This is a genomic window from Rhizobium beringeri (genome assembly GCF_004306515.1).
In the GTDB taxonomy this organism is placed as follows: Bacteria; Pseudomonadota; Alphaproteobacteria; order Rhizobiales; family Rhizobiaceae; genus Rhizobium; species Rhizobium beringeri.
The window spans coordinates 249,049-270,005 of the sequence record NZ_SILG01000001.1 but is presented as its reverse complement, the minus strand read 5'-3'; the positions used below and the strand labels follow the sequence as shown (position 1 = coordinate 270,005).

At 58.9% G+C, this 20,957-nt stretch carries 24 protein-coding genes and 2 tRNA genes; 12 read left to right on the top strand and 14 right to left on the bottom strand.

Going from position 1 to position 20,957, the window contains the following annotated elements; genetic code table 11:
* Positions 1-31 precede the first annotated feature (31 nt).
* The 6 genes from ELH03_RS01455 to ELH03_RS01430 all read left to right on the top strand — a co-directional run bounded on the left by ELH03_RS01455 (position 32) and on the right by ELH03_RS01430 (position 5,348).
* Positions 32-1,465, top strand: coding sequence for an extracellular solute-binding protein (locus ELH03_RS01455; protein WP_128401913.1), 1,434 nt, complete (start codon positions 32-34; stop codon positions 1,463-1,465).
* 96 nt (positions 1,466-1,561) lie between these two features.
* Complete coding sequence (locus ELH03_RS01450) at positions 1,562-2,437, top strand: carbohydrate ABC transporter permease (protein WP_017966968.1); 876 nt, start codon at positions 1,562-1,564, stop codon at positions 2,435-2,437.
* 4 nt (positions 2,438-2,441) lie between these two features.
* The gene (locus ELH03_RS01445; RefSeq protein WP_018447077.1) at positions 2,442-3,278 is read left to right on the top strand and encodes a carbohydrate ABC transporter permease; all 837 of its coding nucleotides are present in this window, start codon (positions 2,442-2,444) and stop codon (positions 3,276-3,278) included.
* A 4-nt stretch (positions 3,279-3,282) separates the two neighbouring features.
* Positions 3,283-3,489 (top strand): DUF2160 family membrane protein, encoded by a 207-nt coding sequence (locus ELH03_RS01440; RefSeq protein WP_027686047.1) that lies wholly within the window; start codon positions 3,283-3,285, stop codon positions 3,487-3,489.
* Between the two features lie 60 nt (positions 3,490-3,549).
* Positions 3,550-4,611 carry an ABC transporter ATP-binding protein gene (locus tag ELH03_RS01435; protein ID WP_128401914.1) on the top strand — a complete coding sequence of 354 codons (1,062 nt, stop codon included), beginning with the start codon at positions 3,550-3,552 and terminating at the stop codon, positions 4,609-4,611.
* An 11-nt stretch (positions 4,612-4,622) separates the two neighbouring features.
* Positions 4,623-5,348, top strand: a complete 726-nt coding sequence (locus tag ELH03_RS01430) for an SDR family oxidoreductase (RefSeq protein ID WP_128412209.1) — start codon at positions 4,623-4,625, stop codon at positions 5,346-5,348.
* Positions 5,349-5,357: 9 nt separating this feature from the next.
* Here ELH03_RS01430 and ELH03_RS01425 read toward each other — a convergent pair whose 3' ends face one another.
* The 3 genes from ELH03_RS01425 to ELH03_RS01410 form a co-directional block, all read right to left on the bottom strand.
* Entirely contained in the window at positions 5,358-5,609 is a 252-nt protein-coding gene (locus tag ELH03_RS01425) for a hypothetical protein (RefSeq protein WP_197729972.1), read from the bottom strand.
* A gap of 115 nt (positions 5,610-5,724) precedes the next feature.
* On the bottom strand, positions 5,725-6,489 hold the full coding sequence (locus tag ELH03_RS01420; RefSeq protein WP_128401916.1) for a LuxR family transcriptional regulator: 765 nt from the start codon (positions 6,487-6,489) through the stop codon (positions 5,725-5,727).
* 716 nt (positions 6,490-7,205) lie between these two features.
* Entirely contained in the window at positions 7,206-8,294 is a 1,089-nt protein-coding gene (locus ELH03_RS01410; protein WP_128401917.1) for a hypothetical protein, read from the bottom strand.
* 602 nt (positions 8,295-8,896) lie between these two features.
* On the opposite strand from ELH03_RS01410, the gene ELH03_RS01405 reads away from it, so the two are divergent.
* The 4 genes from ELH03_RS01405 to ELH03_RS01390 all read left to right on the top strand — a co-directional run bounded on the left by ELH03_RS01405 (position 8,897) and on the right by ELH03_RS01390 (position 13,016).
* A complete protein-coding gene (locus tag ELH03_RS01405; RefSeq protein WP_130765917.1) occupies positions 8,897-9,472 on the top strand; it encodes a PE-PGRS family protein in 576 nt (191 codons plus the stop codon).
* A gap of 103 nt (positions 9,473-9,575) precedes the next feature.
* A complete protein-coding gene (locus ELH03_RS01400) occupies positions 9,576-11,291 on the top strand; it encodes a type I secretion system permease/ATPase (RefSeq protein ID WP_130766698.1) in 1,716 nt (571 codons plus the stop codon).
* A 14-nt stretch (positions 11,292-11,305) separates the two neighbouring features.
* Positions 11,306-12,730: an HlyD family type I secretion periplasmic adaptor subunit gene (locus ELH03_RS01395; protein WP_128401919.1), complete on the top strand. Its 1,425-nt coding sequence runs from the start codon at positions 11,306-11,308 to the stop codon at positions 12,728-12,730.
* 7 nt (positions 12,731-12,737) lie between these two features.
* On the top strand, positions 12,738-13,016 hold the full coding sequence (locus tag ELH03_RS01390; protein WP_164069853.1) for a transposase: 279 nt from the start codon (positions 12,738-12,740) through the stop codon (positions 13,014-13,016).
* 262 nt (positions 13,017-13,278) lie between these two features.
* Here the strand turns inward: ELH03_RS01390 and ELH03_RS01385 are convergent.
* The 10 genes from ELH03_RS01385 to ELH03_RS01340 all read right to left on the bottom strand — a co-directional run bounded on the left by ELH03_RS01385 (position 13,279) and on the right by ELH03_RS01340 (position 19,561).
* A tRNA-Phe gene (locus ELH03_RS01385) sits at positions 13,279-13,354 on the bottom strand.
* 340 nt (positions 13,355-13,694) lie between these two features.
* Positions 13,695-13,907 (bottom strand): DNA gyrase inhibitor YacG, encoded by a 213-nt coding sequence (gene yacG, locus ELH03_RS01380; RefSeq protein ID WP_128401921.1) that lies wholly within the window; start codon positions 13,905-13,907, stop codon positions 13,695-13,697.
* 135 nt (positions 13,908-14,042) lie between these two features.
* Positions 14,043-14,663 carry a Maf-like protein gene (locus ELH03_RS01375; RefSeq protein WP_012755992.1) on the bottom strand — a complete coding sequence of 207 codons (621 nt, stop codon included), beginning with the start codon at positions 14,661-14,663 and terminating at the stop codon, positions 14,043-14,045.
* Positions 14,664-14,720: 57 nt separating this feature from the next.
* On the bottom strand, positions 14,721-14,939 hold the full coding sequence (gene infA, locus ELH03_RS01370; RefSeq protein WP_003545338.1) for a translation initiation factor IF-1: 219 nt from the start codon (positions 14,937-14,939) through the stop codon (positions 14,721-14,723).
* A gap of 123 nt (positions 14,940-15,062) precedes the next feature.
* A complete protein-coding gene (locus tag ELH03_RS01365) occupies positions 15,063-15,548 on the bottom strand; it encodes an arsenate-mycothiol transferase ArsC (protein WP_018072487.1) in 486 nt (161 codons plus the stop codon).
* Positions 15,545-16,018 (bottom strand): UPF0262 family protein, encoded by a 474-nt coding sequence (locus tag ELH03_RS01360; protein ID WP_128412206.1) that lies wholly within the window; start codon positions 16,016-16,018, stop codon positions 15,545-15,547. Before ELH03_RS01360 ends, ELH03_RS01365 begins: the two co-directional genes overlap by 4 nt.
* A 4-nt stretch (positions 16,019-16,022) precedes the next feature.
* Complete coding sequence (gene hisD, locus ELH03_RS01355; protein ID WP_128401922.1) at positions 16,023-17,321, bottom strand: histidinol dehydrogenase; 1,299 nt, start codon at positions 17,319-17,321, stop codon at positions 16,023-16,025.
* A gap of 56 nt (positions 17,322-17,377) precedes the next feature.
* On the bottom strand, positions 17,378-17,809 hold the full coding sequence (locus tag ELH03_RS01350; protein ID WP_018244705.1) for a DUF2948 family protein: 432 nt from the start codon (positions 17,807-17,809) through the stop codon (positions 17,378-17,380).
* Between the two features lie 157 nt (positions 17,810-17,966).
* A complete protein-coding gene (gene murA / locus ELH03_RS01345) occupies positions 17,967-19,259 on the bottom strand; it encodes a UDP-N-acetylglucosamine 1-carboxyvinyltransferase (protein ID WP_105004903.1) in 1,293 nt (430 codons plus the stop codon).
* A 107-nt stretch (positions 19,260-19,366) separates the two neighbouring features.
* On the bottom strand, positions 19,367-19,561 hold the full coding sequence (locus ELH03_RS01340; RefSeq protein WP_017966943.1) for a hypothetical protein: 195 nt from the start codon (positions 19,559-19,561) through the stop codon (positions 19,367-19,369).
* Between the two features lie 154 nt (positions 19,562-19,715).
* Here ELH03_RS01340 and ELH03_RS01335 point away from each other — a divergent pair.
* Positions 19,716-19,790: transfer RNA gene (locus ELH03_RS01335), tRNA-Thr, on the top strand.
* 258 nt (positions 19,791-20,048) lie between these two features.
* A complete protein-coding gene (locus tag ELH03_RS01330; RefSeq protein ID WP_018244702.1) occupies positions 20,049-20,291 on the top strand; it encodes a DUF982 domain-containing protein in 243 nt (80 codons plus the stop codon).
* Between the two features lie 291 nt (positions 20,292-20,582).
* Here ELH03_RS01330 and ELH03_RS01325 read toward each other — a convergent pair whose 3' ends face one another.
* Positions 20,583-20,846, bottom strand: a complete 264-nt coding sequence (locus ELH03_RS01325; protein WP_128401924.1) for a hypothetical protein — start codon at positions 20,844-20,846, stop codon at positions 20,583-20,585.
* Positions 20,847-20,957 lie beyond the last annotated feature (111 nt).

Here is a 20,957-nt window from a genome sequence, read left to right as displayed (position 1 = left end):
ATGATCTCGCTGCAATTTGGGAGGATTGAAAATGAACTATGCTTTGAAGGCTAGCGCGCTTGCGCTGACGCTCGGCCTCGCCACTACCGCGTCGCCGGCCTGGGCTGACTTCTGGTCCGACGCTGGAGCTAAATTCAAGGGCGTGACACTGCACGGCGTCACCGAAAGCACGCCCCCATCGAACTACATCAGGAACGTGCTCGCTCCGGAATTCGAAAAGAAGACCGGCATCAAGGTCGACATCGAGACGACGTCCTGGGATCAGATGTATGACAAGGCCATCAAGGACATGGAAGCCAAGACCGGCATCTATGACATGGTCTACATCGAGCAGGACATCATCTACTCTTATCTCGCCAGGAATTTCCTCGTCGACATCACGAAGACGCTGAAAGACCAGCCGGATCTGAAGGCACCGACCTACGACGATGCGAACTTCACCAGCTTTGCCAACTACTTCAAGGACGCGAGCGGCGATCTCTTCGGCGTTCCGATGGAAGCCTTCCTGAAGACCTATCTCTATCGCAAGGACCTCTTCGACGATCCGAAGATCAAGGAAGCCTTCAAGAAGGAAACCGGCAAGGACTTGAAGCCGGCGACCACACACGCGGAATACACTGAGATCGCCGACTTCTTCACGAAGTACGGCAAGGACAATGGCATGGAGCTCTGGGGCACGACCGCCCAGGCACATACAGGCCATCCGGCGTCGTGGTATGAATTCTTCGAGTCCATCGTGCCGACCTTCGGCGTCTACAATTGGGGCATCGACGCCAAGAACAACTATGCGGCGACGGTCGAACATGGCGGCGCGATGAACAGCGACAAGGCGAAGGCGGCGTTGAAGTATTGGCTGCACCTGCGCGACATCGCTCCTCCGGAATCGACGCAGTCTACCTGGACGGAAACCGCAACGACCTTCGCCGCGGGCCGTGTCGCCCAGGGACTGATCTATGGTGAGAATGCCGCGTGGATCGCAAGCGATCCAGCGCAGTCGAAGGTGGTCGGCCAGGTCGGATTCGCTCTGCCGCCGCTCGAGCCGGGCGTGCTGGACGACGCGAAAGCCGGAAAGGGCTATATCGGCTACTATGATGGCGGTGCCTTCGGCGTGCCGGTTACGTCCAAGAACAAGGAAGCGTCGCTGCTGTTCCTCGAATTCATCGGTCAGAACGAAGTGCAGCCCGATTGGGCCATCGCCGCACCGCGCATCACCAACACGGCGACGTTCGACGATCCAAAGGTGAAGGAGATGGACGTCAAGCTCGGCGGCTTCTACACGATGCTGAAGGACGAGGGTAAGCTCTTCGCCGGCGCTCCCCCCTACCCCTTCCATGCTCAGGTGCGTGAAGCGACCGCTCCCATCTTCTACGACATCCTGACCGGCAAGATCGGTCCCGATGAAGGCCTCGACCAGATGGCGGCCAAGGCCGAAGAGGAGCTCACCTCGCTCGGTTATCGCAAATAAAACATCCTCCCCAACTGACGGGTCGTTCCGACGACCCGTCATCTTTCGCTCCGTGATGGAGCGGACGTCCACATAGTGTTCAATGGGGGATAGGCGATGCATTCGCAGAAGCTCGGGTGGCTGTTGCTGTCACCGACCATAGTGATCCTCGGACTGTTCGGGATCTTTCCTTTCATCTACGTCCTCTGGGTCTCTTTCCATTCATGGAACCCGTTCGCGGCCAATCCGGGCATGATCTTCAACTGGGCCGAGAACTATCGGCGGCTCGTCTTCGACCCGCAGTTCCTGGCATCGCTCGGCATAACCCTGGCATTCGTCTTCTTCGCGGTCGTGTCGGAGCTGGTCCTCGGCTACATCCTCGCCCAGGCGCTGCTCAAGGACTTTCCCGGAAAAGCGGTGTTTCGCACGATCCATACTCTGCCCCTGATCATGGCCCCCATCATCGTCGGCTCAGTCTGGAAGCTGATGACCACCCCGTCCATCGGCATCATTCCCTATCTCCTCAGGAGCTGGTTCGGGTACGATCTGAATATTGGCCAGAGCGCCGTCGCGGCCTTCACCGTCACTGTCATCATGGACATCTGGCACTGGACGCCGCTCGTCACCCTCTCGCTGATCGCCGCACTCGTCTCGCTTCCATCAGACCCGTTCGAGCAGGCGCAGATCGACGGCGCCGGCAAGAGCCAGATCTTCTGGCACATAACGCTCCCCTTGATCCGCCCGGCCATGCTGGCCACTGTGTTCATCAGGCTCATGGACGCGCTGCGCACCGTCGACGAAGTCCTGATGCTGACCGGAGGCGGTCCGGGCTCATCGACGCGCTACATCGGCGTCCATATCTTCAGGGAAGTCTTTCCCAAGACGAATTACGGCTACGGTTCGGCGATCTCCGTCATCGTCCTCTACCTCACTATCGTCGTCTGCTGGCTGCTCTACGTCGGCTTGATTGCGCCCCGCGTGAAGAGAGGTTGAAGTGATGAAGACCAAAAATCCCTGGCTTCCGGTCCTCCTGTGGACCTTGATAAGCTTCGTGACCCTTTTCCCGATCTACTGGCTCTTCGTCATATCGGTGAAACAGCCCTTCGACCTGTTCTCGACGCCCGATGTCATTCTCCGGAGCTTTTTCTGGAAGAACTACCAGGACGTGCTGACCAATCCGACCTTGCGCGGATACATGCTCAACTCGCTGATCATTTCGTCAGGCAACGCGCTGCTCGTCACCACGCTCGGCTTTCTTGCCTGCTACGCCCTGACGCGCTTCGACCTCGCCGGCAAGGAAAGCATCTTCTTCTGGACGATCACCAACCGCATGGCGCCGCCAGCGGTCTTCCTGCTGCCGCTTTTCCTGCTGCTGACGCAGGTCTACAGGATCGGCGACTTCTCGCTTGCCGATTCCAAGCTGGGCATGATCCTGGTCTATTGCTCCTTCAACCTTCCTTTCGCCATCTGGACGCTGCGCCCGACCGTGGAAGGCATTCCGAAGGAATTGGACGAGGCGGCCTATATGGACGGCGCCAGCCCATGGACCGTCCTCTATGATATCATCTTTCCTTTGGCACGGCCCGGACTTGCGGTGACGCTGATCCTGACCTGGGTGTTTGCGTGGAACGAATATCTGCTGGCGGCGACGCTCACCAACTTCCATGCGCGGACACTCACCACCGGCTTGTCGGAATATGTGACGACGACGGGGACGGCCTGGGGCATCATGGCCGCGATCTCGATGCTGACATTGGTTCCGGCGCTCATCGTCTTCTCGGTGGTGCAGCGTCACATCGTCGCCGGCCTGACCTTCGGCGCCGTGAAAGGATGAAACGATGACGTCTCAATCAGGAAATAACGAACGCAAGCCGGGGTTTCTGCCGATCGAAACGAACTGGTTCGACCGGCTCTTCATCTCGATCGTCATCTGGGTCGCGCTCTCCCTGTTCTGGATGCGGTTCATCGAGCCGTTCGGGCTTTCGGTATGGTTCGCGGCGGCGATCTCGGCAGTCCTCGGCGCCTACATCGTCTGGAAGGGATGAGATGATGAATTCCGTCAACGACATCAAGTCACAAGCTGCACTGCTTTAGGGGGAACGACATTGGCAAACGTACAGGTTAGCGACGTCACCAAGAAATATGGCTCTCTTCAGGTCATGCACGGCGTCAGCGTCGACATCGAGGACGGCGAATTCGTCGTGCTGGTCGGTCCATCCGGCTGCGGCAAATCCACCCTGCTCCGGATGATCGCCGGGCTAGAGACGGTCAGCAGCGGTGACATCCGGATCGGCGGCCGTGTCGTCACCGACGCTCCTCCAAAGGAGCGTGACATTGCGATGGTCTTCCAGAGCTACGCGCTCTATCCCCACAAGACGGTCGCCGAGAACATGGGCTTTCCGCTGAGGATGGCCAAGCGTCCCAAGGCGGAGATCGACGAGAAGGTCGGCAAGGCGGCCGAGATCCTCGACCTGACGCGTTATCTCGACCGCTATCCGAAGCAACTGTCGGGCGGACAGCGTCAACGCGTGGCGATGGGTCGTGCCATCGTCCGAGATCCGAAGGTCTTCCTGTTCGACGAGCCATTGTCGAACCTGGACGCCAAGCTTCGCGTCACCATGCGCGTCGAAATCAAGGAGCTTCACCAGCGGCTGAAGACCACGACTGTGTACGTCACGCACGATCAGATCGAGGCCATGACGATGGCCAACAAGATCGTGGTGATGCGCGACGGCAGGGTCGAGCAGATCGGCAAGCCTCTCGATCTCTACGACTTCCCGGTAAACCTTTTCGTCGCCGGCTTCATCGGCAGCCCATCGATGAACTTCCTTCAGGGCCGCATAGCCACAAGCGACGGCAGGAAGGTCGTCGTCACCGACCAGGGCATCACCCTTCCGATGGCAGACACAAATGCGGATGAAGGAAGAGCCGTTACCTACGGCATCCGACCGGAGCATATCACGATCGGCGAGGAAGGCGTTCCTGTGGAGGTATCGGTGTTCGAGCCCACGGGTTCGGAGACATTGATCTTCGGCCGCACGGGAGGCGTGCCGATCGACGCCCTGATCCGCGAGCGCATCGAGGTAGACCCCGGACGGACAATGTACTTCCACATCGATCCGCGGCGTGCGCATATCTTCGATCGGGAAACAGGCCAGAGACTTTAGGAGAAGGATCCATGGACTTCAGAGGAAAGACGGTCATCGTGACCGGTGCCGGAAAAGGCATTGGACGCGAAATTGTAAGGATGCTCGTCGAACGGGGAGCGCTGGTCGTGGCCCTGACCCGGAGTGCTGCCGACGTCGAAGCGCTGCGAGAGGAATCCGGCTGCCGGGCAATACAGGTCGATCTCGCCGATGCCGATGCGACCAGAGAGGCTGTCATCGCTGCCCTGCCCGCAGATTTTCTCGTCAACTGCGCCGGCACGACCGAGCTCCAGCCGTTCCTGGAGACGACGGTCGAAGCATTCGATCGACTTGTCGCGGTCAACACGCGCGCTCCGATGATCGTCGCCCAGGAGTATGCCCGTTCGCTAATCAAAGAGGGCCGCAAAGGCGCCATCGTCAATGTCTCGTCGGTCGCGTCCTTCGTCGGCATCCCCGACCACGCTGCCTATTGTGCGTCGAAGGGTGGATTGGATGGCTTGACGCGCGTCATGGCCAAGGAGCTTGCGCCTCACGGCATCCGCGCGAACGGTGTCCACCCAACGGTGACGTTGACGCCTATGGCGGTGAAGGCATGGAGCGATCCCGAGAAAGCCGCAGGGATGATGAAGCGAATTCCCGTCGGTCGCTTCGCCGAGCCGGCAGACATCGCCGAGGTTGTTCTTTTCCTGCTTTCCGATCAGGCTGCGATGGTGAACGGGATATCGATGCCGGTGGACGGCGGCTACATGATTGCCTGAAGTTCAGGACTACCGTGTGGTACGAGCCCGCGATTGCAATACGGGAAGCGGCGACGTTGACCGCCGCACCAATCGGCGCAGCTCATCCTGATCGACAAAATGATCCGTCACACCGGCCTCTTTATCCGGATGACTGAAGACAAGCCCGTCGGAATCCTCAAGCTTCAGAGCTTGCTCCGTATTCATGATCCCCAGCGCCTGACGCTCATACTCGGACTCGAGCGCCGCCTCGACGATGGCTTTTCTCTTGCGCATGTCCATGTCCTCCGTTCCTCAAATGATAACGGACGGCCGGACTCGCGGTTCCCATCAAGGCATCACGATATGAAACCAGTTGAAACGAACGAGCGCCGATACCCGTACTGGCCGACACCGTCTAACTCGGCGAGACGTCAGGCCCACCGGCGGCTCTTTGAATTAAGCGGGCAACCACTTCAGTGCGGTTCTGCGCCTGCAACTTGCGCATTATGTGTTGCAAATGCATCTTTACCGTATGCCCCGACAAATTGAGTTTTCCTGCAATTACCTTATTTGAACAGCCGCATTGCAGCTCTGCGAGGACATCCGCTTCCCGGGGAGTGAACTCAGCAATCGCCAAGTATTGCGTCCTATCATCCAAGCTCTTTTCGGCCTCATTTCTGGCCGGACTATGCTCGCTTGAGCCGTTTGTACCAGCTCCCAATAGCTGCGGGAAAAATGTTCCTCCTGCCAGAACGAGACGAAGACCGGCAAGGGCAATGTCAATGGGAAGTGAAGTCGAGAAAAGGCCGCGGATGCCCATCTTGAGCGCCTGACGGGCTATGATGGCGTCATCCGCACCTGAGAGCAACGTGACAGGAGCCTCAGGAAAACGTGCAGCAATCGCCGCGAGATCATCACGCAGGCTGGCGCTCTCAACACCTCTGCCGGCCAGACCTAATACAATCAAACGCACCTCGGATCCAAGAGCTCGATCGAGACTCTCAGTCGAGATCAAATCTATAACGTTCCACCCGGTGAGTTCCCGCTCGAGAAGCTTCACCACGGTGGTGCGCGCCAAAGTAGAATGCTCAATGATGATCACAGTTGGTGCATTGCGCCCCGTACGGCGCCTAGTTCCAGCAATATCGGACACTTGCGTGCTCCCCAAGAATATTTGCAACGCAACAGCAGATTATATTATTCCTGTTTTCACTACATGTCATGAGAAAAAGTGAGTGTATTTCAGATATCAATAGTCTGATCTCTCATGATAATTCTTATAGTCTATAAGATATCATCGATAGATAACTGGGATTGCAGAGCACATTGAAGAGCTTTTTCATGAGTGCCTGCTGGTTCGACTTGTCGCTGCAGAATTTCCAGCCTTCGCCGAATTCACGTACGGCAAGGGGGTCAACAAAGCTTTCAAAGGTACTGTAAATGCAACCGATCTGCGACAGACCCATTTAGGAAAGAGTCATTGGATAGAACGAACTGCCGATCGGCCGGGCTTTGTTTCCATATCTCAATTCAAAACAGTCGCAGACCCGGCAGCAAAATGACAAACGCGAAAAGAAACAAAAGCCTGAGATCGCTGATTACCCGTTATGATTAGTAATACGGCGCTCTAATGACGCGTTAATACCAGTTGTTTCGCTCAGGCAGCACTGCGCCGGCACCGCCAGATGCCGGACAGGGTCAGGGCCCCTGGCGGCCGAAATCGGCGGCAATGCTGATGAGGTCATGGTGGAAGGTTCGGTATCTCAGTGAGCCCGCCGTTCAGTACCATGGCGGCCAAGGAGGCGAATGCCGGGCGGCGGAAACAATATGGCTTGAAAGATCGCACGAAGAACGGTTTCGTGGAGTTGAGCCTCTGCTACAGGTGGAGTCCATCTGCTAGCTGTGCATGAAGTCCAGAATGTCGTTTACGAGAGCCGAATGGGCGTCTGTGAGGTTCCCCTCTCCGCCGTGGCCCGCGATACCGGCCAACTGGAGCGCGTGTTGGTCATAGAGAACATGATCGATCTGCTGGGCGTCCGCCGTCCCGCCGGCGGGAACGGCAATGTTGATGGGATGGAAATAGCCGAAATTGACATCGACCATGCTGCCGGTTGACGATCCGTCCCCACCGCCGCCACCCGCGTGATTGCCGGTAAAAATCGTATCTGACGACAGGTTAAAGCCACCGCCTTTGCCGCCGATGCCTGCGATCTGCACAGTGCCCTGATCGAAAATGACATTGTTTGTCTGATGAGCCTCTGCAGAGCCGCCTGCGGCGCCCACGGCGATGTTGATCGGTGAGAAGATGGCAATACTGACGTCGACCATGCTGCCGACGAAATATCCATCGCCGCCATGACCCGCATAAAAGTCGCCGGTCAATGTGAGCGCAGTTCCCGGGCTCATCGACGGGCCATGGCCCGCGACGTTATGGTCTCCGCCCGAGCCGCCCATGCCGCCGATCTGGGTTGCGCCCTGCAGGAACAGGGCGTTGTTCGATTGGTCGGCGTGAGCCTCCGCGCCAGGGCCTGCAGCCACGGCGGTATTGACGGGGGCAAACAGCGCGACTTCGGTGCTGACCAGTCCACCGTAGAAGAGCCCGTTGCCGCCGGTGCCGGCATGATTGACGCCATCGCCGCTGCCGATGGCAACATTGCCGCTTCCACCATTCCCGCCTATCCCAGCCATTTCGGTGGGATGCTGATTGATGAGCGCATCGTTGCCTTGGAAAGCGTCGGCACCCGAATGAGGTCCTGCAATAGCGGCATTGGACGGCGTGAAGATGGCCAATGAATTGCTGCTGATCACGCCTTCGCTTATTCCATCGCCACCGCTGCCGGCGGAATTATAGCTTGGACCGGAAGCGACATCCAATGGAAGCCAGGTCGGCATCAGCGCCAGGTGCCCCGCGGCCACGTTGGAGACGAGGTGTTGATCGGTGCCCGCCTTGGGCAAGTCTTCCGATGAGGAACGAGTTTCCGCCATTACCGTCTCCATTCGCGGTCAACCGCACGGCCACCGAGCGTGCGGCGCTATGCAGCCTGAATTGTTCAGGCATTGTGCATCTGAACGCCGGAAAAGCAGAGCCTGCAATTCGTCTACATCTCATCGGCTAGTACTGTAGCCATTTGGCTGTCATGGCCGCGGCGCCCGTTGCGCGAGTTTGCAAGCACTCAATCCCCGTTTGGGTTAGAGGCCCTACATCTTGCACACTCGTTCTCGCGGCGGATCATGAAAGCGTTTCACCTCCAAGCGGGGTCTCCTGCGCCAAGCGCAGCCTGATCAGAACCCCGGAATGCAGCCGGTTCGCTTGGGTGGCCGTTGCTCCGAAAAACGGCGTCGCTTCGACGATGTCGCAGACATGATCATGACCATGCCATCCGGCCGCAAATCACTTCGTACTAATCCTAAATAACGTTCCGTCGCCTGCAAGTATATATCCGAATGAACACCACCGAATATCTAGATAGTTCACAGATTAAATCGCATGCATTATTCGATTGCGGTTGTATTGGCTGGCGGTGACATGCTGGATACCCACGCCGTAAAAGTAACGCTGACGAAACGAAGTAGAAGGAGTGACATCAATGCCTATTCCACAGATATCTGACACGATTCAACTCCATAACCCGGATGCCGGTGACGCGAATGCCGGCAACGGCGGTGATGGCCACAACGATGGGAACATCAACTACAACCCGGTTGCATATGTAGACCCCGTGCAAACGGTCTACGGGGCAGATACCCATCTGCACAATGGCGATCACGTTTGGCAGAAGGCAGGTTGGGACGCCGGCAGTGGCGGAGACGGTGGCTTTGCTCAGGCCAAGAACGGCTTCCTGGCGAAGGTCACGAACAGCGGCGACGGCGGCGCGGGGGGAGATTCCCACTCCAACGGCAGCCAAGGAAACTCGAGCGGCGGCGACACGGCCTCCGTGCATGCGGCTACGACCGCGACACAATATACGCAGCTCGTGGCCGATCAGCATGCCACCGTCCTCGCCGGCGTCGGCGGCAACGGCGGTAATGGGAACAACGCTCTCGGCGGCGACATCTCGTCAGCATTGGTTCACTCGGATCCCGAAACGACGACGGTGAACAATTCTCTCGATCACTTCATAAACGCCTTCGGCCATATCGACGTCGACCATCTCGGCTCATGAACTCAAACTCCGAGGGTCGCCGGTTTCGGCTGGCGACCCTCCTGAATTGCTGAACCAGCACGCAGTCTTTTCTCGTCAGTATCAAATCCAGCGAGAGCTGATAATGACAACGATTTCCATAATGCCATTGCGCCCGCAGACACAGCTCGTTGTCGCGCTCCGAGCCTGTGCCGGAGCCTTCGGGTTGGTCTTCCTCTATAGCTGCGGCTACAATCTCTTTCTTCTGGCGCCGTCCATCTATCTCCTGCAGATCTATGACCGGGTCCTGTCGAGCAGAAGCGCCGACACGCTCCTGATGCTGACGATGATCATCGCCATCGCCGTGTTGGTCGGGTCCACGCTGGATATCGTGCGCAGGGCAGCTCTTTCGCGCATCGGCAGCTGGCTGGACCACAGGCTGCGGCCCATGGTGCTCACCGCATCATTCGAATATGCCACTCGCGCCGATACGGGAGCCGCCACGGAGTGCTACCGGGACCTGGCCGCATTACGCCAGTTTCTCGATTCACCGGCCAGCTCGCTTTTCTTTGACGTTCCCTGGGCACCGGTATTCCTGCTCCTGCTCTTTCTCGTTCATCCGCTGCTTGGGACCATCGGTCTTCTGTGCGCAGTTGCACTTCTGCTGTTTGCGTTCCTGACGGAACTGGCGACGCGAGAGCCGCTTGCCCACGCCAATCGTGCCCTTTCGATAAGCTATCTCAGATTTGCGACCGCCCTCAAAAACATCGAGGTAATCAGGGCAATGGGCATGCAGGATGGCGCAGCGATGATCGTCTATCGCGATGCGGAAATGGCCAGAAGGGCGCAGGACATCGCGATGCATCGCACGGAGATCATTATTGGTTTCTCCAAATCGATCCGCACGCTCGCGCAGATTCTCATGATGGGATCGGCGACATGGTTGGTGCTCATAAACAGCGGCAGTCCCGGGATCATCTTCGTTGCGAGCCTGCTGCTCGGGCGCGGGCTTGCACCAATCGAGGGCGCAATAGGTGCATGGCGCTCCTTTACGTTTGCGCGCAATGCCTTCCGTCGCTTGAACAGAATGCTGATAGCAGTTGCATCGGATTGCGATCCCCGAATGGTGCCGATACCGGAACCCAATGGCCTCGTTCTCGATAATGTCAGCTATATCAAGCCATTCGCCGATCGGCCGATATTGACTGGCATCACACTGCGCCTCGCGCCCGGCGATTGCATGGCGCTCATCGGTCCGTCGGGATCAGGGAAATCGACACTGGGTCGCGTCATAGCAGGCGTTGTGCCAGCAACGAGCGGATATGCTCTTCTCGGCGGGGTAGATATCTCGGCTCTGCGCCTTTGTGGGGGGACCCGCCACGTCGGATACCTGCCGCAAGACATCGAACTTTTCGGAGGAGCGATCAAGGATGTGATCGGCCGGCTGGACGGAGGAGATCCCGGCAAAGCGATCGATGCCGCGAAGCTGGTTGGGTTGCACGAAGCGATCATGCGGCTGCCCCAGGGCTACGAGACCGATATTGGTGAAGGTGGAAACCTGCTCCTTCGAGCTCAGCGCCAACAGCTGGGACTGGCACGGGCGGCCTATGGAAATCCGTCTCTTATCGTTCTCGACGATCCGAATTCGAGCCTGGATTATGACGGCGAACGGATGCTGTTCACGGCAATCGAGCGCATGAAATCCAGGGGGATGACCGTCGTGATCATAACGCACCGGATGGGGATCCTGCCAGTCACCAACAAGATTGCCATCATGCGTGACGGGACTGTGGCTGCCGTCGGCGACAGTGAGCGAATTTATGAAACGTATCTTCAACCACCGTCTCGAACAGGAACGTAGGGAAGGACGCTGCCATGACCCTTGTTCAACTGGACGCAACGCGGGCGAAATTTTCAGATTCGCCAAGGACGGGTCGGCGGTTGGCCAGGCAACAGACGGCCTATTTGCCGGTGATCGAGGCGAAACAGCGCGGACCCGCCCCCCCTTCGCCCATGCCGGGGCTCAGAGGCGTTGTCTGGACGGGCAACCTGTTGATCCTGGTCTTCATCGTCGGATTGGGGATCTGGTCGGTTCTGGCGCCGCTGAAAAGCGCTGCGGTCGCATCGGGCGTCATCGAACCGGAATCCAGCCGCAAGACCATTCAGCATCTGGAAGGCGGGATCGTGCGACGGATCCTCGTCAAAAACGGCGATGCCGTCATGGCCGGGCAAATCGTAATCGAGCTCGACGATACGAAGTCTCGCTCGGAGCGCGACAGCATTCAAGGGCAACTTTGGGATGCCGAAGGAAGCCGCGCTCGCCTGCTTGCGGAGCAGACGGGCGGCGACCATGTCGCCTATCCTGGGAATCTGAGGGCAGCAATGGCCAAATATCCCTTGGTCGGCGCGATTCTGATCGGGCAACAGAAAATCTTCGAAGCCCGTCGCCGGGTCATGCAGGCGGAAATTCAGATCGCCAATGAAAAAATCGCGCAGGTGCGGCAGGAAATTGTCGGACTTGGCGCGCAGAAGGCGGCGCTGGCCGACAGAGCCTCGATCTCTCGGCAGGAACTGGATCAGGTTACGGTCCTTAACGCCAAAGGACTGGAAACAAAAAGCAGGCTTCTCAACCTCCAGCGGGAAAGGGCAGACCTTGATGGGCAGCAGGGTGAAGTGGAGGCGCAGATCTCCCGCGCCTACCAGGTGATCAGCGGATCACAGGCCGATCTCGCAAAGCTTGAGAGCGACCGGTTGAGCGAAGTCGCCCAAGGCATGCGCGAGACGGAAAGCCGGATCATGCAACTGCGCGAGCGCTTGCGGGCGATCGGCGACCAGCTCTCAAGGACCTATATCCGCGCTCCCGAAGATGGAACGATCATGAACCTGCGCGTCCACACATCAGGTGGGGTGATCGGCGCGGGTGAACCGCTGGTCGATCTTCTGCCGGGCGCCGATCGCCTTGTCGTGTCTGCCCACGTCAGGCCGGAAGACATCAATCTCGTCCGTGCGGGGCTCGAAGCACAGGTTCACCTCCTTCCATACAATCAGCGGCGCGTTCCACTCCTGAAAGGCCGGGTCGAGTATGTTTCGGCGGACCGTCTCATCGATGCGCAGAGCGGCCAGCCCTACTTTGCCGCGACGATCCGTATAACGGATGAGCGGTTGGCGGAAATGAGAGATGTGGAAATGGTCGCGGGCATGCCCGCACAGACACTGATCGAAACGGGCGAAAGCAGCGTGGCGCTCTATGCCATCAGACCACTCCTCGACAGTTTCAACAGAGCATTTCGCGAGGACTGAAGCGGTGATGGGCAAGAGAAAATTCGACGACAACCAGATTACCGGTATTCTGAAGGAGCACCAAGCCGGGGTGACGGTGGCAGATGTTTGCCACAGGTACGGCATCAGCGAGCCGACCTTCTATCGGTGGCAATCCTTGCAGTCCGGGAATGTCGGTCTCCATGCCAAAAGATTGAGAGCACTGGAGGAAGAGAACCAGAAGCTCAAGAGGCTTTTGGCCGAATCCATGCTCTCGGCGGCAACACTGAGCGAGATGCTGGCGAAGACATCGAAAGGGCGACACTAACCTCTGACAGAGGGGTTCAGCTTTTAACGGAAGCGCAGGACCGCTCTAGCCTTTTGTTTTTACGCAATTCCCGGCAAAACCGCTTCGCGCTTTGCCTGGGAAAACCGCTTCGCACTTTTCCTGGAATTGCTCTAACAGAGGGGTTTGTTGGCCGCCTTCAGGCCCTGCATATCAGGAGCGCGGGCGCTCGCATAGGCTAAGCCACTGAAATCTCGGCACTAATATGATATTATGCATATGAAATTAGTTTTAGGGGGATGAGTGGTGCCCAGGACCGGAATCGAACCAGTGACACGCGGATTTTCAATCCGCTGCTCTACCAACTGAGCTACCTGGGCTAACCTGCTTCCAATGTTCTTTTCAAGAAAAGAACCGCGGGGCCTTGGTTCACCCCGGAAGCGAGCGGGGTTATAGCATCTTGTTCGGCCATGGCAAGCATCAAATGACTCTTTTTTGACGGTCTTGCCGGCTTTGCGGATTCATGAGGAAAAATAAGAGCTTCGCCGGCGGAATTCTCTAAAGCGCGTCGCAATCTTTCAGATTCGCTCCTCGCGCTTTAGGCCTTTATTTCTATGCATGTCGTTGTCCCAAAACCGTTACGCACTTTTGGGCGACATGGCCTTAAATCTGATGCATGTCGTTGTCCCAAAACCGCTGCGTACTTTTGGGCGACATGCATTAGTTTTCCTCATCCGGATAGTCGGCCTTGGTCTCATCGTCAGCAACCGGAATGGCATAGGCGCCGGTCAGCCAGCGGGAGAGATCGGCCTCGCGGCAGCGGTTGCAGCAGAAGGGGTAATGTTCACGGTGGGAAGGTTTGCCGCATTCGGGGCAAGGGCGCGTCTTGCGCAGCGGTTCGACCTTGGCGGCCGGTTTCTTTTCTTCAGGCATATCGGTCCGTCCTAAAGCATGTCGCGTAAAAGTGTGCAGCGGTTTTGCGACAACGACATGCGTAAAAACAAAGCCTTAAAGCGCGCCGCGCGGATCTGAAAGATCGTGACGCGCTTTAAGCATCGGCCGTCGGGCTCAGCCCTCGGGCCACCGGCTATGCACATCGAAGCCTTCTCCGGTCAAAAGCAGAATGGTTTCATAAAGCGGCAGGCCGACGACATTGGTGTAGGAGCCCACCATCTTCTGTACGAAGGTGCCGGCGAGGCCCTGGATGCCGTAGGCGCCTGCCTTGCCGCGCCACTGGCCGGAGGCCAGGTAGTTCTCGATCTCGAAACCGGAGAGACGCTTGAAGCGTACCTTGGTCTCGACGATCTTCTGACGGATCTTGCGATCCGGCGTCACCAGGCAAACGCCGGTGTAGACCATATGGTTGCGTCCCGAGAGGAGATGCAGCGAACTCAACGCCTCGTCGGCGAACTCAGCCTTGCCGAGAATGCGCCGGCCAACGGCGACCACCGTATCGGCAGACAGGATATAGCTGCCCTTCCAGGTGATATCGCCCTTGATGGCGGCAAGGGCAGCTTCGGCCTTCTCAGCCGAAAGCCTGCGGGCAAGCGAACGCGGATGCTCCGACTTCTTCGGCGCCTCGTCGATATCCATCGGCATCAGGCGCGAGGGCTCGATGCCGGCCTGGTTGAGCAGGTCAACGCGACGGGGCGAGCCCGAGGCCAGAATGAGCTTGTATTTCAGCGCCATGGAACCTCGACCATCGGCAGACGGGAGCAAAAACCCTTGCGGGACCTTCGGGCGAACTTACTTGAAACGGTAGGTGATGCGGCCTTTGGTCAAATCGTAGGGCGTCATTTCCACAAGCACCTTGTCGCCAGCGAGAACGCGGATGCGGTTCTTGCGCATGCGGCCGGCGGTGTGGGCGATGATCTCGTGTTCGTTTTCGAGCTTCACACGGAACGTCGCATTCGGCAGAAGTTCGGTGACGATTCCCGGGAATTCGAGGACTTCTTCTTTAGGCATATAAGTGTTTTCTTCCTGTGGGTTGAATAGGCAGCGCAGCGCGCGCCTTTAAAATTTGGGCGGAAACTACACAATCAACGCAGGTTTGTGAACCTTGTTGAACGGCCTTTCCTTTATTTGTTTTCATGCCGATTGCGCGGCAATGCCATTTCGTTTGAGTAGCCGGCTTTCGATGAGGCCGGCCAGATGATCGCGGACCTCGCGGTAGCTCTCCAGAATCTGCTCGCGCGTTCCGATTGCAACCGTCGGATCCATGGTTGGCCAGTAGACGACATCGACCGCGTTCGACCGGGTCAGCTCAAGTGCTGCATGATGGGCCTGCGGTGACAGCGTGATGATCAGATCGAAATAATCATCCTCGAGCTCTTCCAGCGTCTGCGGCTGGCGGCGCCCGAGGGAAAGCCCGATTTCATCGAGCACGGCATCCACGAAGGGATCGCGCTCGCCGGCGCGAACGCCAGCAGACCTGATATAGGTATTGGCCGGCAGAATGCTACGGGCGATCGCTTCGGCTATCGGCGAGCGGATGGCATTCATGCCGCACATGAAGAGGATGGCGCCCGGCCGCTTTCCCTCCTCGACATCGGCGGCGCGCTCCATTGCCGTCATCCGCGCCAGTAGAGCACGCAGACCAGCGTGAAAAGGCGCCGGGCGGTGTCGAAATCGACCTCTATCTTGCCGGCCAGCCTATCCTTCAGCGTCTGCGAGCCTTCATTGTGGATACCGCGCCGGCCCATGTCGATCGCCTCGATGCGGCTCGGCGTCGACGAACGGATCGCTTCGTAATAGCTCTCGCAGATCATGAAGTAATCCTTGACGATCCGCCGGAAGGGCGTGAGCGACAGGATATGGGTGGCGACGCCGCCGCCCTCTTCGGTGGTGATGCCGAAAACCAGTTTCGAATCGACCAGCGAGATGTTCAGCCGGTAAGGTCCGCCGACATGGCCGAGCGGCTCGAACTTGTTCTCCTCGATCAGATCGAAGATAGCGACGGCGCGTTCATGCTCGACATCGGGCGTCGAACGGCCGATCGAATCGTCAAGGACGACGTCGCAAAGCCGGAATTCGCCCTTCGCCATGCCCTCACCTTTCGAGGTTGAGGCGGATCGCGACCGATCGCGCATGGGCATCGAGGCCTTCGGAAACGGCAAGGGCGATCGCCGCCGGGCCGAGGGTGCGGAGCTGCTGAGGCCCAAGGCGCAGGATCGAGGTGCGCTTGACGAAATCAAGCACCGAAAGGCCGGATGAGAAACGCGCCGAACGCGCCGTCGGCAGCACATGGTTCGAACCGCCGACATAATCGCCGATCACCTCAGGCGTATGGGCGCCGATGAAGATCGCGCCGGCATTGCGGATGCCGTCGAGCAGCCGGTCCGGATTGACGACGGCGAGCTCCAGATGCTCGGCAGCGATACGGTTTGCCAGCGGAATGGCCTGTTTCAGATCGGAAACGAGGATGACAGCACCGAAATCGCGCCAGCTTGCTGCCGCCGTCTCGGCCCGGTTCAGCGTCTTCAGCTGGCGTTCGACCGCCTGCTCCACCGCCTTGCCGAATGCGGCATCGTCGGTGATCAGGATCGCCTGGGAACTGACGTCGTGCTCGGCCTGCGCCAAGAGGTCGGCGGCGATCCAATCCGGATTGTTGTCCTTGTCTGCAATGACAAGCACTTCGGAGGGACCGGCGATCATATCGATGCCGACGGTGCCGAAGACATGGCGCTTGGCGGCGGCGACATAGGCATTGCCGGGGCCGGTGATCTTGACGACCGGGGCGATCGTCTCGGTGCCATAGGCAAGAGCCGCGATGGCCTGGGCGCCGCCGACACGATAAATCTCCGTGACGCCGACAAGCTTGGCGGCGGCAAGCACTGCCGGATTGACGGCACCGCCGGTGGCAGGAACGGCGATGACGATGCGATCGACGCCGGCGACCTTGGCCGGCACGGCGTTCATCAGCACCGAGCTCGGATAACTCGCGGTGCCGCCCGGAACATAGAGCCCGACCGCTTCGATCGCCGTCCAGCGCGAGCCGAGGCCGACACCGAGGTCGTCCTCGTAGATATCGTCCTTCGGCAGCTGACGGCGATGATGGGATTCGATGCGCAGTGCCGCGAGCTTCAGCGCGCCCAGCACTTCCGAAGGAACCGCCTCAACGGCGGCGTCGATCTCTTCAGGCGTGACACGCATCGGGACGGTGGCGTAATCGATGCCGTCGAATTTCAGCGAATATTCGGCAAGCGCGACATCGCCGCGGGCGCGCACGTCATCAATGATGGCGCGAACGACGATGTTCACATCCTCGGAGACTTCACGCTTCGTCGTCAGAAAGGCGGCAAAATGCTGCTCGAAACCTTCCGATGCCTGATCCAGCCAGATTGCCAAGGCCAATATTCCTTCTCAACTCGAAACTGCGATATTCAAACTCAAGGCGGCAAGCACTAGAGGTGGCGAGGCTTGGAAGAAGCCTCCCAGGCGCCGCCGATATCGGCCAGCTGGACCTCGATGCATTCGACATCGAGCGCAATCGAGGCCGTGCCGGACAGCGACAGCTCGATCGTGCCCTCCGGCCCCTCGCCCTTCTTCTCGAAGCGCAGCGCCAGCAGCGACAGCACCTCGTCCCGCTTCTGACGGTCGATGCCGAGCGAGCGGACGGCAAGCGCGCGCTTGAAGACCAGGGCAGCACGACGACGCTCGAACCCCCTGCGCTTGCGCTCGGCACCTTCCCAGACGAAACGATTGACGGCAAGCGCGAACTGCGCGTCGCGCGGCGACCAGTCGATGTCACCGACCTTGAAGACGCTGTCCTGCATATGTGCGGAAATGATCGCAAGATCCTCGTCATCGAGCGCAACAAGTTTCAGGTCGGTCATTCAGTCTCAATCCCATTGCCGGCCGAAGCCGGGCACCGCCGGAATGGCGATGCGTCAGACAAGGGAAATAAGGCGCTGCGGCCAATTACGCAACCGGGATAAGAACCACCTTAGATCCGGATTCCGATTTAAGGAATTATGCTCCAGCGCCCTTTCCTCACTCGCTGATGCGCTCGACGATGGCGCCGCAGCGGGTCAGCTTCTCCTCGAGCCGCTCGAAACCGCGGTCGAGGTGATAGACGCGGGAGACCGTGGTTTCGCCCTCGGCGGCAAGGCCGGCGATGACCAGCGAGACGGAAGCGCGCAGATCGGTCGCCATAACAGGCGCGCCGCGCAGGCGTTCGACACCCTCGATCTTCGCCGTCTGGCCGGACAGCGAGATCCTGGCGCCGAGGCGGGCAAGCTCCTGCACATGCATGAAACGATTTTCGAAGATGGTCTCGGTGACATGCGAGACGCCGGAAGAGCGGGTCATCAGCGCCATGAACTGCGCCTGCAGATCGGTCGGGAAGCCCGGGAAAGGATCGGTGACGATATCGACCGGCTTGATGCCGGCGCCATTGCGCTTGATGCGCATGCCATTGTTGGTCGACGAGATTTCCGCACCGGCGCGGCGCAGCGTTTCCACTGCGGTCTCGAGCAGCGCCACATCGGTATTCTCGAGCACGACGTCGCCGCCGGCCATGGCAACGGCCATGGCGTAGGTGCCGGTCTCGATGCGATCCGGCAGGACGCGATGGCGGGCGCCGGAGAGCGAGGTGACGCCTTCGATGGTGATCGTCGCCGTGCCGGCGCCTGTGATCTTGGCGCCCATGGCGTTCAGGCAGTTGGCGAGATCGACGACCTCAGGCTCGCGGGCGGCATTGCCGATCACCGTCGTGCCGCGTGCAAGTGTTGCCGCCATCATCATCACATGGGTGGCGCCAACGGAGACCTTCGGGAAGGTGTAGCGCGCGCCGATCAGGCCGCCAGCCGGGGCCTTGGCGTTGATATAACCGGCATCGATTTCCATGGTCGCGCCGAGCGCCGTCAGGCCTTCGATGAAGAGATCGACAGGGCGCGTGCCGATGGCGCAGCCGCCCGGCAGCGAAACGCGGCAATGGCCTTCGCGCGCCAAGAGCGGGCCGATGACCCAGAAGGAGGCGCGCATCTTCGAGACCAGTTCATAAGAGGCTGTCGTATCGACGATGGTGCGGCAGGTGAAATGGATCGTGCGCGAATAGGAATCTTCCTGGCGCTCGCGGCGGCCGTTGACGGCGACATCGACGCCGTGATTGCCGAGGATGCGCATCAGCAATTCGACATCGGCCAGATGCGGCACGTTTTCGAGCGTCAGCGTGTCGCTGGTCAGAAGCGACGCGATCATCAGCGGCAGTGCGGCATTCTTGGCGCCGGAAATCGGAATGATGCCATTCAGCTCATTACCGCCGACGATTCTGATACGATCCATGTGCGCTTACGGGCAGCGCCCGCCTTTCCTGAAAGTTCTGCCTTGGAATAAGGAGTGAGGTGTTTAGGGGATTTCTCGACACGCTTCAATTCGCGACGGACGGAACATTACGATTCGTCCATTTTTGCGGCGGGCAGCCCATTTGTTTCGTCGGCCTGGCCCGAACGGCGGGCGCGGACCTGCTGTTTGCGTCGCCCCAGATTTTCCCTGAGCTTTTCGGCGGCGCGCTCACGGCGCAGTTTCGCCTGTGCCTCGATCGCCTCTTTGCGGCTCTGCTGGCCGGTTTCGGTCTTTTCGTTCATGGGAACAGGATTAGCTGAATTCGCGCCAATCCAAAAGTCCCTTCGTCCCAATCGATGCGAAGTTGGAATTTGCGGCTTGCGCTTGCCGCCAAGCTGTGGCAATAGCCCCCCGTTCTCGCGATTGAGCCACCCGGCTCGCACGGGTACTGGTCCTGCTGCCGTAGCTCAGTGGTAGAGCACACCCTTGGTAAGGGTGAGGTCGGTGGTTCAATCCCACTCGGCAGCACCAGTTTTCTTGAAAAGACAGTCAATCTCGACTCCCCACCCTTCTCGGCGAAAACACCTCATAAGTTGGCGTTTCTCATCGGCTGCCGTCCATAGGCTTTCCTGTCATGGGTCGAGGCGAAACCATTCGTTGCGGCATCAGCGACGATCCGCCCATTGCTGCTGGTGAAAATCGCGCTAGAGTATTAACTATCGCAGAGTCTCCCTGGAGGAACTGGGAGATGCTGCGCTCGTTTCTATCGAAAATCGTGGAGGAGCGTCGATGGCAACTGAAAGATGGAACAGCCCGGTCAAGGTTGGTTTCGAAAATGCCGATGCGCGAACGGTCAATGGTCCGTTCGATGCGCTGAAGTGCTTGGCGGATCTCTGGCCGAGTGTGCGCGGGCTTCGTTATATCAAGGCCCGCAGCACTTGCCGGGCAGCGCTCGATGGGCGCAAGAGCGTGGAAGAGGCGAGAGCCGAGTTTCTGGCGGCAGCCGAAGAGGCGAAGCTGAAGCTTCATTGAACTGGCGCATAATCCTTTCCGAAAATCGATTCCGATTTTCGGGGTTATGCGCTGCACTTCGGTCAGGATTTCCAGGCCGCTTCAGCTCGTTCGTAAACGGAACGTGCCGGAACGGGACAATGCTTTAATTTTACTTAACCCTGCATCGAACTCGCGCCGGGTTTTGGGGCAACAGGCGTTGCGTCTGGTACAGGTGTATTCATAGAAGATGCCCAGCCATCATGATGATGGTTAGAGGCTCGTACCCTCTGCGGAAACGCAGGCGAGCCTCGTCCGAGCAAAGCGGATGTTTCAGCAGTCCGCGCCACCCTCATTCTCCACTTCGATATAACCGACACCAATGATCGTGCCATCCGCCGCGCGGATGAAGGACGGCAAATACTGAGGATCTGCCGGCGTGCAGGCGACGGTCCCGGTATATTCGTTGAGGGCGATCTGGTCCTTCGGCAAAGCGGAATAATTCGTGCCGGTTTCCAGCGAGGCATGGGCGGAGCCGGCAAAGACACCGTAACCCACTATCAAGGTCGTTGCCCAGAGGCGAGGAAGCAACTGCATGAGAGTCTCCAGCGTTTAGGTCCGGCCTTTCAACACGCGAGAGAGCATTTTGGTTCCCTTCATGCATCGCAAAGACATGCGCGCGAGAGCCGGCGCAGCGTTTCCTTCGCC

Excerpts from the sequence above, each read along its gene's own strand:
- ELH03_RS01450 (WP_017966968.1), top strand. The coding sequence starts at position 1,562 with ATGCATTCGCAGAAGCTCGGGTGGCTGTTGCTGTCACCGACCATAGTG.
- ELH03_RS01350 (WP_018244705.1), bottom strand. The coding sequence starts at position 17,809 with ATGACCGACCTGAAACTTGTTGCGCTCGATGACGAGGATCTTGCGATC.
- ELH03_RS01340 (WP_017966943.1), bottom strand. The coding sequence starts at position 19,561 with ATGAACGAAAAGACCGAAACCGGCCAGCAGAGCCGCAAAGAGGCGATC.
- infA (WP_003545338.1), bottom strand. The coding sequence starts at position 14,939 with ATGCCTAAAGAAGAAGTCCTCGAATTCCCGGGAATCGTCACCGAACTT.
- ELH03_RS01400 (WP_130766698.1), top strand. The coding sequence starts at position 9,576 with ATGACAACGATTTCCATAATGCCATTGCGCCCGCAGACACAGCTCGTT.
- ELH03_RS01430 (WP_128412209.1), top strand. The coding sequence starts at position 4,623 with ATGGACTTCAGAGGAAAGACGGTCATCGTGACCGGTGCCGGAAAAGGC.
- ELH03_RS01360 (WP_128412206.1), bottom strand. The coding sequence starts at position 16,018 with ATGGCGAAGGGCGAATTCCGGCTTTGCGACGTCGTCCTTGACGATTCG.
- yacG (WP_128401921.1), bottom strand. The coding sequence starts at position 13,907 with ATGCCTGAAGAAAAGAAACCGGCCGCCAAGGTCGAACCGCTGCGCAAG.
- ELH03_RS01425 (WP_197729972.1), bottom strand. The coding sequence starts at position 5,609 with ATGGACATGCGCAAGAGAAAAGCCATCGTCGAGGCGGCGCTCGAGTCC.
- ELH03_RS01390 (WP_164069853.1), top strand. The coding sequence starts at position 12,738 with ATGGGCAAGAGAAAATTCGACGACAACCAGATTACCGGTATTCTGAAG.
- ELH03_RS01405 (WP_130765917.1), top strand. The coding sequence starts at position 8,897 with ATGCCTATTCCACAGATATCTGACACGATTCAACTCCATAACCCGGAT.
- ELH03_RS01410 (WP_128401917.1), bottom strand. The coding sequence starts at position 8,294 with ATGGCGGAAACTCGTTCCTCATCGGAAGACTTGCCCAAGGCGGGCACC.
- murA (WP_105004903.1), bottom strand. The coding sequence starts at position 19,259 with ATGGATCGTATCAGAATCGTCGGCGGTAATGAGCTGAATGGCATCATT.
- ELH03_RS01440 (WP_027686047.1), top strand. The coding sequence starts at position 3,283 with ATGACGTCTCAATCAGGAAATAACGAACGCAAGCCGGGGTTTCTGCCG.
- ELH03_RS01330 (WP_018244702.1), top strand. The coding sequence starts at position 20,049 with ATGGCAACTGAAAGATGGAACAGCCCGGTCAAGGTTGGTTTCGAAAAT.
- ELH03_RS01375 (WP_012755992.1), bottom strand. The coding sequence starts at position 14,663 with ATGGCGCTGAAATACAAGCTCATTCTGGCCTCGGGCTCGCCCCGTCGC.
- ELH03_RS01395 (WP_128401919.1), top strand. The coding sequence starts at position 11,306 with ATGACCCTTGTTCAACTGGACGCAACGCGGGCGAAATTTTCAGATTCG.
- ELH03_RS01325 (WP_128401924.1), bottom strand. The coding sequence starts at position 20,846 with ATGCAGTTGCTTCCTCGCCTCTGGGCAACGACCTTGATAGTGGGTTAC.
- ELH03_RS01455 (WP_128401913.1), top strand. The coding sequence starts at position 32 with ATGAACTATGCTTTGAAGGCTAGCGCGCTTGCGCTGACGCTCGGCCTC.
- ELH03_RS01365 (WP_018072487.1), bottom strand. The coding sequence starts at position 15,548 with ATGACGGCAATGGAGCGCGCCGCCGATGTCGAGGAGGGAAAGCGGCCG.
- ELH03_RS01445 (WP_018447077.1), top strand. The coding sequence starts at position 2,442 with ATGAAGACCAAAAATCCCTGGCTTCCGGTCCTCCTGTGGACCTTGATA.